The 13,722-nt window shown below is 64.7% G+C and carries 12 protein-coding genes; 2 read left to right on the top strand and 10 right to left on the bottom strand.

The genetic code is table 11. The annotated features are described in order from the left end of the window. Nucleotides 1-29 precede the first annotated feature (29 nt). The 3 genes from SM753_RS15250 to SM753_RS15240 form a co-directional block, all read right to left on the bottom strand. The gene (locus tag SM753_RS15250; RefSeq protein ID WP_323192259.1) at nucleotides 30-1,097 is read right to left on the bottom strand and encodes a BMP family protein; all 1,068 of its coding nucleotides are present in this window, start codon (nucleotides 1,095-1,097) and stop codon (nucleotides 30-32) included. A gap of 145 nt (nucleotides 1,098-1,242) precedes the next feature. Then, entirely contained in the window at nucleotides 1,243-2,394 is a 1,152-nt protein-coding gene (locus tag SM753_RS15245; RefSeq protein ID WP_323192258.1) for an iron transporter, read from the bottom strand. Nucleotides 2,395-2,503: 109 nt separating this feature from the next. Continuing rightward, entirely contained in the window at nucleotides 2,504-3,811 is a 1,308-nt protein-coding gene (locus SM753_RS15240) for a Tat pathway signal protein (RefSeq protein ID WP_323192257.1), read from the bottom strand. A gap of 304 nt (nucleotides 3,812-4,115) precedes the next feature. On the opposite strand from SM753_RS15240, the gene SM753_RS15235 reads away from it, so the two are divergent. Together SM753_RS15235 and SM753_RS15230 are read left to right on the top strand one after the other, a co-directional pair. Beyond that, entirely contained in the window at nucleotides 4,116-5,771 is a 1,656-nt protein-coding gene (locus SM753_RS15235; RefSeq protein ID WP_323192256.1) for a 5'-nucleotidase C-terminal domain-containing protein, read from the top strand. Nucleotides 5,772-5,910: 139 nt separating this feature from the next. Next, nucleotides 5,911-7,317, top strand: coding sequence for an ADP-ribosylglycohydrolase family protein (locus tag SM753_RS15230; RefSeq protein WP_323192255.1), 1,407 nt, complete (start codon nucleotides 5,911-5,913; stop codon nucleotides 7,315-7,317). Nucleotides 7,318-7,407: 90 nt separating this feature from the next. On the opposite strand, the gene SM753_RS15225 is transcribed toward SM753_RS15230, so the two are convergent. The 7 genes from SM753_RS15225 to SM753_RS15195 all read right to left on the bottom strand — a co-directional run bounded on the left by SM753_RS15225 (nucleotide 7,408) and on the right by SM753_RS15195 (nucleotide 13,654). After that, on the bottom strand, nucleotides 7,408-8,337 hold the full coding sequence (locus SM753_RS15225) for a nucleoside hydrolase (protein WP_323192254.1): 930 nt from the start codon (nucleotides 8,335-8,337) through the stop codon (nucleotides 7,408-7,410). Nucleotides 8,338-8,399: 62 nt separating this feature from the next. Further along, a complete protein-coding gene (locus SM753_RS15220) occupies nucleotides 8,400-9,320 on the bottom strand; it encodes a carbohydrate kinase family protein (RefSeq protein WP_323192253.1) in 921 nt (306 codons plus the stop codon). After that, nucleotides 9,317-9,985 carry a phosphoribosylanthranilate isomerase gene (locus tag SM753_RS15215; protein ID WP_138798810.1) on the bottom strand — a complete coding sequence of 223 codons (669 nt, stop codon included), beginning with the start codon at nucleotides 9,983-9,985 and terminating at the stop codon, nucleotides 9,317-9,319. Before SM753_RS15215 ends, SM753_RS15220 begins: the two co-directional genes overlap by 4 nt. Before the next feature lie 86 nt (nucleotides 9,986-10,071). Further along, on the bottom strand, nucleotides 10,072-11,247 hold the full coding sequence (locus SM753_RS15210) for a mandelate racemase family protein (protein ID WP_135535918.1): 1,176 nt from the start codon (nucleotides 11,245-11,247) through the stop codon (nucleotides 10,072-10,074). Nucleotides 11,248-11,314: 67 nt separating this feature from the next. Beyond that, nucleotides 11,315-12,181, bottom strand: coding sequence for an MBL fold metallo-hydrolase (locus tag SM753_RS15205; RefSeq protein ID WP_323192252.1), 867 nt, complete (start codon nucleotides 12,179-12,181; stop codon nucleotides 11,315-11,317). 98 nt (nucleotides 12,182-12,279) lie between these two features. Beyond that, nucleotides 12,280-13,362 carry a D-xylose 1-dehydrogenase Gfo6 gene (gfo6, locus tag SM753_RS15200; protein WP_138798809.1) on the bottom strand — a complete coding sequence of 361 codons (1,083 nt, stop codon included), beginning with the start codon at nucleotides 13,360-13,362 and terminating at the stop codon, nucleotides 12,280-12,282. Nucleotides 13,363-13,432: 70 nt separating this feature from the next. Then, nucleotides 13,433-13,654 (bottom strand): hypothetical protein, encoded by a 222-nt coding sequence (locus SM753_RS15195; RefSeq protein WP_323192251.1) that lies wholly within the window; start codon nucleotides 13,652-13,654, stop codon nucleotides 13,433-13,435. Nucleotides 13,655-13,722 lie beyond the last annotated feature (68 nt).

The following is a 13,722-nucleotide window of genomic DNA, read 5'->3' as shown; positions in this document are numbered from 1 at the left end:
TTTCTCATTCCTGACTGGACAGTGTCGTATCAGTCCACCGTTTCCGGAGGTGATATCTCGCCATCGATGATCTGCTGGCGAGCGGTGTCGACCATCTCTCTGGCCGAATCGGGGACGGCGTCTCCGATCGAGTCCCCGTACACGAGTTCGTGAGCGTCGTCATCGAGGCCCAACTGCACGTTCGAGGACCCGTCCCACTCGTCGTTCACGATGTTTTCGATGGTCGTGTACACGGCCGAGTCCATTCGCTTGAGCATGCTCGCAACGATGACGTCGGAGTAGTCACTCGCCGTCACGGACTGGTCAGTGTCGACCCCCAACGCGGGCCGTCCAGCCTCCTGAGCGGCCTCGAACATGCCGATACCGGTCCCACCCGCGGCGTGGTACACGATGTCGGCGCCTTCGTTGTACATGGACTGTGCGATCGACTGGCCCTGGTCCGGCGCGTTGAATGCACCCGCGTACGCGGACCGGAACTCGATGCTCTCGTCGACATCCTTGACGCCGGCGCGGTAGCCGGCCTCGAAGCGCTCGATGACCGGGTTACGGTTGCCACCGACGAATCCGACGACGCCCTCGCCGGGCGCAGATGCGGTCTCCGACTCGAACCCTTCAGTGGCGATGTGGCCCGCCAGCGTTCCGGCGAGATAGGACCCCTCGTGTTCCGTAAACGAGATGTTGGAAACGTTGTCCCGGTCCTGTACCGCGGCGTCGATCAGCGTCCAGTTCTGGTCCGAGAAGTCGCCGGAGACGTTCTTGATCGGCGTGACCTGGTCGAACGTGAGTCCGATGATGAGGTCGTAGTCGGGGTCTTGCGAGGCGGCGAACTGATTGTGGAAGTCCTGATACTCCGAGTTGCTACTCGGTTCACCTTCCGCGAAGGTGATGTCGAGTTCCTCCTCGGCCTGCTTTAGCCCCACCTGAGCGTTGTCGCTGAATCCCTGGTCACCGAGTCCCGCGACCGGGTACACGATCGCGATGTTGACCGAATCGTCGGAGCCGCTGTCGTCCCCGCCGAGGCAGCCAGCGATGCTAACGACTGAACCCGCTCCGAGAGCCTTTACGTATGCCCTTCGTCCTAGGCTAGTCTGTGGCATAGGCCAACAAAACGCCTATGTTATTTATACTTAAGGGTTGCATCGAAGTTCGATAAAATGAAAAGGAGTAAGCAACTGCCGGACTCCGGGTGATGGGTACAGTGCCCGGGACACAGAAATCCGTGTGTCGGGCGGTTCGTTCAGGCTATTCGGTATCACCGAGCGCGAGCGACATATCGTCGAAGTCCATGAACGCGGTTTGATAGCCGCGATGTCGCGCTATCTGTGGCGGCGACCCGACCTCCAGGAGCAACTCGTCGTTCGTCGAAAGAGCCGGAACCGGTGTGCCGTAGTGATACCCGAGACCGGGATGGATACCGGCCTTCAAGGGGCCGCGGAACTTCCGCTCAGTGCCATCAGACACCGTCGCACGGAGACCCATAAACGGGAGCGGATACCGGTTGTACGGGGTTCGAGCGGACACTGCAAGATACGGGTCCGAACTGTCGATCCCTGCGGGAGTCGCGTCGAGTAGCTGGACGGCGAACTTCGCGTCGGCGCTCGTTGCGACGCCTGCGTGTCGTCCCGGTAGGTCCATCGGCTCCGGAAGCTGTCCGTCGGGCATCCCGCTCATCTCCATCGGTTCGAGTGCGCCCGCTTGCCCGGACTCGTCCAGGAACTCCTCGCGGATGTTGTTCATGATGTCGTATCTGAACAGCAGGTCGAACTCGGCGGTCACCGACTCGGTGAACCGGCCGCGATAGTCGCCCAACTGCCTCGCAGAGACGGGGTCCAGCGTGAGACGCACAGAGTACTCCCCCTCGTCCGGAAACGAGACGTTGTCCCCGAAATGTGGCCCCATCCGCTGGGACAGCATCGGCCACATCGATTTCTCGGTTATGACATCGCCGCCTTCGGTGTCTCTTACTTCGACCGGGGGGCTCCCCAGTGGGACGACCTGCCCGTGCTCCGAGTCCCACACCGACGCCATGAGATGCATCCCCTGTCCGTCCTCTATCCGAACGTAACTCCGGTCCTGACCCGTCAACACCCAGAAGTCGTGGAGTAACGTGTACGACATCGCCACCGTGTACGGGCCGGCGTCCTGCATACCGACCATCCGCATTCCGTTCCTGTGTGCCGGGACGTACACCATCGGATCGTCCTGGGACTCGACCGTCGGGAGGTCCTCCTCGGTCGTTTCGGTGGCCGGTGTCGTCCCGTCTGTCCCCGTCCCGGTCGTCCGTTCGGTTTCGGTGTCCTCGCCCCCGGACAAACAGCCGGCCACGACCGTTCCGAACGCTGCCGCTCCCGCGGCGAGGAGCTTCCGGCGTGTGGCTGCCTCAGTCTCCTTCATACGTAGGCATGACTCACTACTTTCCACTAGTTGTCGGCTTGCATAAACAGTTGGGGGAGAAGCACTCGGAACCCACCGTTCGGGTGAGCGCTCCTTTACCGGACGCCGCTTACCTCGGACGGGGGAACGACCGCTTCGAACGCGGGGGGACAAGATAGTTCCCGCGGCGGGTCACCGTGATGTACTGGAGGATACCGTTGTTGTTCTTGGTGCCGACGCCGCCGACGTTTGCCACGTCCTCGCCGTTCATCGCCTCCCGTGTTTCCACGAAGTCCGTGATCGACGCCTGGAGGCCGAGGAAATGCACACCGGTTTGCCCGCCGTCCACCGTCGCGAAATCCCGGCGTAAGAGGCGCGGATTCCCGTCTTCGTCCCGCGCACGGGCCGTTTTCTGCGTGTGTCCGACAACTCCCCTCTCGAACGCGTCGTCCTCGACCCGTTCGGCGATCCCGGTCTCCTCGACCCGTGTCGAATCCCCGAGGGTCTCGCCCACGCCCTCCACGAGGTCCTCCTGTGCGTGCGTGGGGGAAAACATCTTGGCGACGCGCTGTTCCCGGGAGTCCTGGTTGTACCACTGTTCTAGCTCCGTCCGTATCAGCGACAGGTGCTGAGTGGTGCCGCCTGCGAACGGCCCGTCCGGGATCGTGACGCCGTCTTCCGTCGCCTGGTTGCGTGCGAACCCCGATTTGAATCCCATGAACAGGGGTGCCTCCTCGGGGACCGCATCCTCGGGAACCCCGTCTGCGTCGTCGTGTTCGGCCGGGAGGCCGGGGCCGATGAAACCCGTTCGACGGTCGTCTCGTTCGACGAACCCCTCTAGGGTTTCGCTCACGTCGTGTCCGTTGACCGTCTCCGAGTCCCCAAACAGGGCGCGTTCGGCTTCGAGCACCGCCGAAGCACGGTCGCTCGAAAGGTGAACGAGGAGGTCAGGCGTGTCGAACTCCGGGTCCTCGAACGGGGCTAACGCTTCGGGTCGGGGCAGGTCGACCGACTCCGGAAGCGGGTCGTCGTACCTGTCGAAGTACGCCGGGGTGTATCCGACGGTGAACAGGAGGCCGGTCGACGACCAGTCGTACGCCTGCTCCAGTTCCCGGAACGCGTTTTCCGCCCGCGTCCGGTCGGCGTCGTCGACCGGTCCATCGGCAGTGTAGTCGGCCAGGATCAACACGTGGTGTTTCGGGAGAACCGGGTTGCCGTACTCGTCCGGGCCGGAGAACTCGTTCCACGCGTGCTGCCGGTCCGGGGGTTCCGACGGGGCGTCGGCCTCTGTCGTTCGTTCGGGGCTACGCTCGGCGTCTGTCGATTCCTCGGAACCGTCCTCGATGGCGAGACACGCCGAAAGCCCCGCTGCCCCACCGACCGTGACGGCCACACGGAGCGCCTCTCGACGCGTCAGGTTCCCAGGGTCCTCTCTCATTACGTACTGTATCTTGGAGCGGGTCATAAATAATTCACCGGCCTCTCGCCCCGACAGCGCATGTTTCGATGGATCGAACCACGAAACTGAGCCATCACTGATCGCGGCGGAACCGCTCGGCGTCGCCGGATGTATCGTGCCCACGCTTGCAGGTATTCGGCGGCGGACCCGTCACAGACACTACATATATCTCGTGGTGTCGGTTTTCCGGCAAACGGCTGCAAATATATAGTAAATTTGCGAAAATTTCCTGCGTGGGACTGCAGGAGAGGCTTTATTACCCAGTTACACGCTATATGATGACATGTCAGAGAAGGCTGACGACGAGCGCTCGGTAACCAGTGACACTGATTCGGACAACGGTATCGACCGGCGACGGTTCATCGCGACCACTGCCGCCGTCGGCGTGGCCGGGATCGCCGGCTGTAACGAGTCGTCGGACGGTGACGGCGACACGACGGAACCGGACGACGAAGAGTCGACGGAGCCGAGCGAGACCGACACGACCGAAGCGAAACCGGCCTCCGGCGAAGTGACGCTCGTACACGACACGCACGTTCACGGGAGTTACGGCGACCTCGAAGGGCAAGCGAACGTCGCGACGTACTTCGAGTTGATGAACCAGATCGCGGACCGGAACGAGAACTCGATAACGCTCGGCAGCGGTGACGACCTGGCGTCGTCCGTGCTCTCCGCGCAGTTCGACGGGAAACACATAACCGACGCGTTCAACGCGGGCGGGTTGGAGTTCGACACGTTCGGCAATCACGACTTCGACATGGGCCCGGACGTCACCCGCGAGCGCATCTCTGACAGCGAGTTCAAATGGGTGAGCGCGAACGTCCGAAACACCGAAACGGGCGATGTCTTCGGCGCGGAACAGGGAGCGAGCAGGTACGAACTCGTTGACGCTGGCGATGTTACGGTCGGACTCACGGGCATCATCAACGTCGCAGCACCCACCATCACCTCGATGGGGGAAACCACCGACGTTCCCGGCCTCGTGGACCCGGTGAGTGAGACCGTAAGCGACATGCGGGACGACGGGGCCGACCTCGTCGTCGTCATGTCACACGTGGCGAGTCAGGCCGCCGTGGAACTCGCGGAGAACGTCGACGGGATAGACGCTATCGTCGGCGACCACGCCGCGACGTTCTCCGAGGAGCCCTCGGTCGTCAACGACACGGTGCTCTCGTTCGTCGACGACGAGTACGAGTACCTCGGCGAACTCACGCTCACCGTCGAGGACGGGGAGCGGACGGACCACAGCCTGACGGTGTACGACACCGCCGCCGCCGTGGAAGAAGGCGAGGTCGAACCCCACCCGGACGTCCTCGAAGTCGCACAGGGGTACGAGCAACAACTCAGTGACAAGCTAGACACCGTCATCGGGGAGACGACCGTTCCGCTCGATGCGCGTGAGGACGTCGTCCGTCACGAGGAGTCCAACTTCGGGAACTACATCGCCGACGCGCTCCGCAGTCGTGGCGACACGGACGTCGCCATCCAGAACGGCGGCGGGATCCGGACGGACCAGGTGTATCCCGAAGGGGACATCTCCAAGCGAGTAGTGTACAGCGTCCTCCCGTTCGGGAACAACCTCGTGACCATCGAGGTGTCCGGCGAAACCCTGGTCGAGGCGCTGGAACTCAGTTCGACCGGCGGTGGCGGGTTCCTCCAGGTGAGCGGGATGAGCTACACCTACGACCCGGACCAGTCCCAGGGCGACCGCGTCACCGAGGTGCTGATCGACGGGGAACCCCTCGACGCCGACGCGACGTACACCGTCGCGACGAACAACTTCACCGCGACGGGCGGCGACGGATACACGATGTTCCAGGACGCGCCGCGCATTATCGACGCGAACGGGGGAGAACTGCTGTCAGTTATCGTCGCGAACTCGGTCGAGGCCGACGGAACGATATCGCCCGAGGTCGAAGGACGGATCGCGACCGAGTAGCGTCCACGCGGTCCCGCTCCTCCGTTTCCCGGCGGCGAACGGCTTCCCGGCAGGCCGCACTCGCCGGCTGGCCTCGGTGACGCTGACCGGACGGAACCGGCCATATCTTTATGCTGGCTCGGAGGCACCCTTCAACAGTATGACAGCTGAATACGATCCGGGGATGATAGAGGTCGAGATCGAAGACGCGCTCCCGTCGCCGCTGTTTCTCGACCCGAACAAACGCGAAGTACAGTACGAGCGCCGCCAGTGCAGAGACGAGGGCAGGGACGTTTCGCAACTCGAAGAGCGGTTCGACGCTCTCCTCGACGCGGACGCGGTCACCCAGGAGGAACTACACGAACTCCTCGATGCGAGCCGCGAACTCCCCGTCCGGCCGGATTTCCCGTATCACGAACCGTCCTCGCTCGACGGGATCCGCGACGCGCGCCCGGAGGGGCCGCGACAGATCGAGGGCGGGTTCGATGACCTCGACGACCCGTACGACGTGATCTACGGCGGCTGGCTCGGTGCGGTGGCCGGCTGCTTTCTGGGCAAGCCGGTACAGGGGTGGTCCCGCGACAAGATCCACTCGTACCTGAAAGCGAGCAACCAGTTCCCCCTCAGCGGCTACATGCGCTCGGACGACGAACTCGCCGAGGAGTACGACATCTACAACACGGTCGAGTCGTCGGACGCGGAGGGAAGCATGTTCGTCAACGACGTGCCCCACATGCCCGTCGACGACGATATCGACTACGTCGCCGTCGGGCTGGGTATCCTCGACGAGTACGGGGTCGACTTCGAGCCGGTCGACGTGGCGAACTACTGGCTCCAGAACCTCCCGGTGTTCAACACGTACACCGCCGAGCGGGTCGCTTACCGCAACCTGCTGAACCTCGTGATGCCCCCGGAATCCGCGACGCTTCGGAACCCGTACCGCGAGCACGTCGGCGCGCTGATCCGCGCGGACATGTGGGGGTTCGTCGCCCTGGGAGACCCCGAGCAGGCCGCGGAGTACGCGTGGCGGGACGCCTCTGTCAGCCACGTCAAAAACGGCATCTACGGGGAGATGTTCGCGGCCGCGATGATGGCCGCCGCGCCCTTCGAGTCGGACCCCCGACGGCTGCTTGAGATCGGGCTGTCCGAGATCCCCGCCGAGTGCCGGCTGGCGGAGGCCGTTTCGGACGTGATCGAGTGGCGGGAGAACGGCCTCGACTACGAGGAGGCCGTGGAGCGGGTCCACGAGCGGTGGGACGAATCGAACCAGTTCGACTGGGTCCACACGATCAGTAACGCGGAGGTACTCGCCATCGGACTCCTCTGGGGAGAAGGCGACTTCGGCGAGTCGCTCTGTCTGGCCGTCCAGGCCGGGTTCGACACCGATTCGCACGCGGCGACTCTCGGGTCGATTCTCGGGCTACTCCACGGTGCCGAGGCGCTCCCGAACGACTGGACAGACCCGCTCGACGACACAGTGGAGACGTCGCTCGTCTCCTACCAGCGACAGCCGATCTCGGACCTCGCCGCCGAGACGCTCTCTCTCGTTCGCGAGACGGGCGAATAGCGAACCACTCTCAAGGACTGTTGGACCTGTGTCCCGGTGTTCGCCGACCCCGCATCGACGAACTACCGAACTGACGTACAACAGCTCCTATCACCCTTCGAGGAGTCCGTCGATGGCCTCCTCGAACACGCTTCTGAACCGCCCCGTGTCGGCCGCGACCGCGACCTCAGCGTTCGGGTCGTTGTCGGTCACCCTCCGCTCGTCGCAGACGACCGCTCCCCGGCAGAGCCCGCTGGTAGTCTCGACGTCGAGGTAGTACGACTCGAAGGTCAGGACTTCCGGATCGATCAGGTGGGCCACGACCGCCGCGTCGTGGATCGCAGGGTCCATCCCCCCGCCGAGTCTCTTGATCTCGTCGGGGTAGTCGAGCCACGGACCGACAATGTCGTACGGTTCGTCGAGTCCGGAGTACTCGTCTATCATCTCCCCCGAAACGGTCGCATCGTGGGTCGCGTCCAAGCCGGCCATGAACGGCCGTCCGGATTGGATCACTCTACTTGCGGCGACCGGGTCGTTGTGGAAGTTCGCCTCGGCCATCGGCGTCTTGTTCCCCGCGACCGTCGCAGCGCCGCCCATCAGATAGATGCCGTCGACCATGTCGGGGAGCGACGGCTCTAGCTGGAGCGCCATTGCGAGGTTCGTCATCGGGCCGACCGCGACGATTGTGATGTCGTCGCCGTGCTCGCGGGCCTGCCGAACGATCAGTTCCGCGCCGTGGGCCTCGACCGGTTCCGTCGACGGCTCCGACAGATCGCCGCGGATCCCGTTCTCGCCGTGGATCCACTCCGCCGTGTCGAACGTCCCTTCCATCGGCTCGCTCGCCCCGCGCGCGACCGGAACGTCGGTCCGGTCGAACCGTTCGAGTATGGCGAGTGCGTTCCGCGTGGTGTTGTCGACGGTGGAGTTACCGCCGACGGTGCTCATGCTCGCGACCTCGATCGACGGGTGGCCGAGCGCCATCGCGATCATTACGGCGTCGTCGCTCCCGGGGTCTACGTCGAGATGTACTCGTGTTACCATGTGACTACGATCCTCTGGGCAAGGGTTATAATTATACCGTATGGCGGCGGCCGCGCCACCGGTCAGTCCAGAAACGACTCGACATCGGCCAGCGTAGGTGAACCGGAGTGGGCACCGGTCTCGGTACAGTTGAGCGCCGCAACGGCGCTGGCGAACCGGCCGGCGTCCTCGATCCCGACGCCGTCGAGCACCCAGGCGTGGATAAGCCCCGCCGTGAACGCGTCGCCGGCACCGGTCGTGTCCGTCACGGAGACCTCGAACGCCGGTATCTCCCGGACTGCGTCCCCTTCGAACAGGTAGACGCCGTCGGACCCGCACGTGACCGCCCCCGCATCGAAGCCCCGCGCGCGGAGTCGAGCACAGCAGTCACGCGGCCCGGCGTCCGTTCGGAGATACGACCGCACCGAGGTGAGGTTGGCGACGAACCGGTCGATATCGGGCGCGAGGCCGTCGAGCGCCCCCCGGGTGAGACCGCGGTCGGTCAGGTCGGTGAACTCGCCAGCGAGGTCGTAGACGAGCGGAGTGTCGACGGCAGCGAGCGTCTCGACCACGTCGAGCGGTGCGTAGGCAGACGTGAACGTGGCGTTCGCGTCAGCGACGGTCTCCACGTCGGCCTCGGTGAGCGAGAGTTCGAGGGCGGACTCCCCGCCGCCGATGATCGCCCGCTGGCCGTCCGGGTCCGTGAGGACGAGACAGTACGACGTCCGACCGCCCGAGAGGCGGTGAACCGTCACGTGGTCGATCGGCGACGAGTCGAGGCGGTCGAGGACGTCGTCCCCGTCCTCGTCGTCTGCGACGCAGGAGACGACCCCGGTCTCGTGCCCGAACCGGGCGAGGATCGTCGCGACGTTCGTCGCCACGCCGCCGAGTCGCCGCTCGTAGTTCCGGACGAACGCCCCCTCGTCCGGACCCGGGAGGTTCGTCAGGTGGTAAGTGTGGTCGATGAGCGTGTTCCCCACCGCGACGACGCTGGAGTCGGTCACGGCGACTCGCCGGCCGTTCGGGCGGCCTGCGCGAACTCGCGAACCTTCTCCGGATCCTTCTGTCGTTCGCTCCGCGAGGTGTGAGTGTACGAGTCGACGCCCGCCGGGTCGACCGCCCGGACCGCGTCGGCGACGTTCTCCGGCGAGAGCCCCCCGGCGAGGATCGTCGGGGTCTCGGTCTCCTCGACTATCTCTCGGCTTATCGACCAGTCGTGGGTCTCGCCGGACGCACCGATCCCCTCGACGGCGTCCGTGGCCGTGTCGAGGAGGAACCAGTCGCAGACGGGGTCGAGACGCGTCGCCACGTCGACCGACTCGTCGTCGACGACGTCGAGCGCGCGCATCACGTCCATCGACGCCGGGATCGCCTCCCGAACCTCGCGTACCTCGTCGACCGTCAGGGCGTCGACGTCCGGACAGAGATGCAGTATGTCCGGTCGGACGTCCTCGGCGTAGGAGCGTATCTCGTCGATGTCCGTCTCGACGGTAAGCGCGACCGTGGACATTTCGTCGGGGGCCTCCTCGAAGAGCGTCCGTGCGTGGTCGTTTGAGATGGACGCAGGGAGGTCCTGGTCGCCAGCGGCGACACCGATGTGGTCGACGCCGGCGTCGGCACAGGCTCGCACGTCGTCGACGGACGTCAGCGAATAGATCTGAACTATCACGAAAACAGGATTCGAAGGCCACTACAATAAGCTTCACGGGGTCCGGTACCGGCACTCACGGGACTGCGGGCGAACCCGCCGTCCGCTCACTCGTACGTGTGAACGTCGCCGGTCGTGTTCTCCTCGATGTACTCCCAGTCGTACTCCACGCCGAGGCCCGGTCCGTCCGGCACGGCGACAGTGCCGTCGTCGGCGACGGCGCCCATCATATCGGAGTAGCCCCCCTCGTAGACGGGCGGTTGGGTGTTCTGGCAGTGCGGGTGGACCAGCGCCATCTCGTAGTAGTTGGAGTTGCGACACGCCGCGATGCAGTGGCGCTGAGCGGGGCCGGGCGCGTGGAACTCCACGTCCAGGCCGTACGCCTCGGCCATGTGGGCGACCTTCATCGCCCCGGTGATACCCGCGTCGTACTCTGGATCCGCTCGCAGGAAGTCCGTGGCGTCGTTGGCCGCGAAGTCGGATTTGATCTCGAGGCCCCGGATGTGCTCGGTCTGGAGGATCGGCGTGTCGAGTTTCCGGGCGAGTTTCCGGTGGGCGTGCTGAGAGATACCGCCGTCGCGGAACGGGTCCTCGTACCAGAAGAAGTCCTGCTCGTCTACCGCGCGGCCGAGTTCGAGCGCGTCGGCGAACGTCTCCAGTTCGCAGGCCGGGTCGTGCATCAGGTCCATCTCGTCGCCGACTCGCTCGCCGACGGCACGGACGGCCTCGACTTCCCGGGAGAGGTCCCGGGACTCGTCACCGCCGCCCCAGCCGTGGATCTTGAACCCGCTGAACCCCTCGTCGCGACACTCCTCGGCGAAGTCGGCGAACGCCTCGGGGGAGTCCAGTCCGCCGGCGTCGTCGCCGTGATACGTCGAGGCATAGGCGGGGATACGCTCGCGGTACGTGCCCAGCAGTTCGTGGATCGGCGCGTCGTAGTACTTCCCGGCGAAGTCCCAGAGCGCGATGTCGATGGGACCGATCCCCATCCGGTCGTACTTGCGGAGTGCGCGCTTGATCTCGGACCAGTGTTTCTCGCGCTTGAGGGGGTCTTTCCCGATCAGGTACTTCGCGATGATGTTGTACTGGGCCGCGGCCGGCGAGTTCCCGCCGACGTACTCGCCAGTGATCCCCTCATCGGTGTGGATCTTCACGCCGAACAGTTTCCGATAGGTCGTCTCACCCGGCTCGTACACGAGATTGAACCCGTGTTCGTCGGTGCCGACGTCCTCCAGCGGATATTCGAACTCGCGGCTCACTATCTTCGTAATCGTCGGTGCCATGCTGTAGCTTTCCGAGGTCCGGCTAATAAAACTGTCCACCCCGGACGGAACCCGTCCTCGTCGGGGTTTACTCCCCGCCAAGCGCGCCGATCCGTCGGATACCGGGCGTCGCAAGCCGGAACGAACAGCCGACGTGGGGGGGTTCGATGACTCGTGGATACTCGTGAGACGCCGCGTGTTCGTGCAGTACCTTCGGGTCCGCGCCGACGCCCTGCCACATGTCGTGATGGGATGGGACGAGCCTATCGAGCCCGAGCTGGTTGGCGGCCTCGATCACCTGGTTCTCGTCCATGTACCAGCGGGTCCGCTCGCCGCGGCCGAGTTCGGGTTTGTATATCTCCCCGACGGAGCCGAACGCGAGCGCGCCGACGTCGAGGTCGAACTCCGCTCCGACCGCCTCGAACGCCTCGGCGGGCCGGCTGTCGCCGCCGTGGAAGAACGTGCCGGCGTCGTGTTCGACGACGTAGCTCACCGGTTCTATCGCGTCGGGGTCGTTCGCGCCCCGAACGTGGACGGTGAAGTCGCCGACCTCGAAGTCGTCGCCCGCCGCTATCTCGTTGCGCCGCTCGTCGGGCACTTCCAGGTCGCCGTCGTAATCCGGCGACTCGTAGGACGCGGCCGGCGCGTGGAGATCCGCGCTGAGGTCGTTCACCAGCGGGCTGTACGACGGCGGATGCATGTGGTCGATGTGTTCGTGCGTGACGAGGACGGCCTCGCAGTCCGTCGCGTCCGCCGGGGAGAGCGGCACCGGGATCATCCGGATGATGTTCGGCGGGTCGCCCGCCCCGAAGTACGGGTCGATGTAAAGCGTCGTCGACTGCGACCGGAGGACGAACCCGTTGCAGCCGAGATACCAGACAATCACTCCGTCGCCGGGGTCGGCCCCCTCGATCTCTTCCCGGACGAACCAGTCGCCCCAGGTCGAACGTATCATATCTCGGACGTTCGTCGGCACGGACCAAAAACGTTGGTACAAGGGGCGGACCGAACCGGCCGTCGTCGTGGCCAATTACCGGACGTACCCCGGAATACTCAGTCCAGTTCGACCGTGGTTCCAGTCTCCGACGCCTCGTACACCGCCTTGATCGCCTCGATGTCGACCAGTCCGTGGTCGCCGTCCGGATACGGCTCCTCGCCGGCCAGCAGGCAGTGTGAGAAGTACTCGAACTCCTCTTCCATCTGGTCTATCCCCTCGAAATCCACGTCGAACGTCGTCCCGCTGCGCGAGACGGTGAGCGCCCGGTCGTCCCACGGGTAGAAGGCGGGTTCGACGCGGACTCGTCCCTCCGTCCCGATAACCGAGATGTGACTCGCCATGTAGGCGTTCTGGCTGGCCGTACAGACCGCGTACACGTGGTTCGGGAAATCGAGCTGGAACGCGCCGTGCTCGTCCGGTACGTCATCGAACTCCTCCTGCACCGACGCGACCGTGCCGCGTACTCTCACGGGGTCCTCATCAAGCAGGAACCGGCTGGTGTTCAACGGGTACAGGCCGATGTCCATGACCGCACACCCGCCCGATAGCTCGCCGTCGAGTCGCCACTGGTCGGGGTCGGGCACCAGATCGAGTATCGGCTCGGTCATGTTACCGTTGACGAAGACGGGGTCGCCGATCAGCCCCTCGTCGATGAATTCTTTCGCGCGCCGGACCGCGGGTTCGGTGTGCATCCGGTAGGCGATCATCAGCGTCGCGTCGTGCTCGTCGCAGACCTCGACCATCCGCTCGGCACGCTCTATCGTCGCCTCCATCGGCTTCTCACAAAGGATCGCTTTGTCGAGTTCCGCGGCCGTCTCGACGAAGGGGAGGTGGAGCGCGTTCGGCGTAACGACGTAGATGGCGTCGTAAGCGTCGCTCGCCGCGCCCTCGTGGAACTCGTCGTAGGTGATCGAACGTTCGACAGTCGGAGACTCCTCGGCGGCCTCCGAGACCTTCTCGCGGTCGCCGCTGACCAGCACGGTCGTTTCACAGAGGTCCGCGTTCGCAACGGCGGGCATCGCCTGCTCCCGTGTCCACCAGCCGACCCCGATCATGGCAAAGCGGATAGGGTCGTCCGTCTCGGTGATCTCCTGCCAGTCCCGCCGCTCGAAGTCGTCGGCAAGCGCTTCTATCTCCATGCAGTGATCCTCTCACCCGGACGTAATATGCGTTGCGTTGGCAGGGGCGACGACGACCGAAGGGTTCGGGTCAGGCCGTCTGCTGTTCGCTCTCTTCCACGCCCGACCGGCCGCTTACCATCCGCGAGACGACCTCGTCGCGAGTAACTGACTCGGCGTCCAACACGCCGGCGTCGTGGCCCTGATGGAGCACCTTGATCCGGTCAGCGACACGCTGGAGGTACTCCAGGTTGTGCGAGATGAACAACACGGAGATTCCCCGGTCGCGCATCCGCTCGATGAGTTCCAGCACCCGGTCTGTGCCCTCGACGGCGACGACCTCGACGACTACTTCTGACCGCGGGTCGCGTTCTCTCGGTC

This window comes from Halostella sp. PRR32 (assembly GCF_034808085.1).
GTDB lineage: Archaea > Halobacteriota > Halobacteria > Halobacteriales > Natronoarchaeaceae > Halostella > Halostella pelagica.
This window is presented reverse-complemented; position numbering and strand designations above follow the sequence as displayed.

Excerpts from the sequence above, each read along its gene's own strand:
- SM753_RS15250 (WP_323192259.1), bottom strand. The coding sequence starts at position 1,097 with ATGCCACAGACTAGCCTAGGACGAAGGGCATACGTAAAGGCTCTCGGA.
- SM753_RS15245 (WP_323192258.1), bottom strand. The coding sequence starts at position 2,394 with ATGAAGGAGACTGAGGCAGCCACACGCCGGAAGCTCCTCGCCGCGGGA.
- SM753_RS15240 (WP_323192257.1), bottom strand. The coding sequence starts at position 3,811 with ATGAGAGAGGACCCTGGGAACCTGACGCGTCGAGAGGCGCTCCGTGTG.
- SM753_RS15235 (WP_323192256.1), top strand. The coding sequence starts at position 4,116 with ATGTCAGAGAAGGCTGACGACGAGCGCTCGGTAACCAGTGACACTGAT.
- SM753_RS15230 (WP_323192255.1), top strand. The coding sequence starts at position 5,911 with ATGACAGCTGAATACGATCCGGGGATGATAGAGGTCGAGATCGAAGAC.
- SM753_RS15225 (WP_323192254.1), bottom strand. The coding sequence starts at position 8,337 with ATGGTAACACGAGTACATCTCGACGTAGACCCCGGGAGCGACGACGCC.
- SM753_RS15210 (WP_135535918.1), bottom strand. The coding sequence starts at position 11,247 with ATGGCACCGACGATTACGAAGATAGTGAGCCGCGAGTTCGAATATCCG.
- SM753_RS15205 (WP_323192252.1), bottom strand. The coding sequence starts at position 12,181 with ATGATACGTTCGACCTGGGGCGACTGGTTCGTCCGGGAAGAGATCGAG.
- gfo6 (WP_138798809.1), bottom strand. The coding sequence starts at position 13,362 with ATGGAGATAGAAGCGCTTGCCGACGACTTCGAGCGGCGGGACTGGCAG.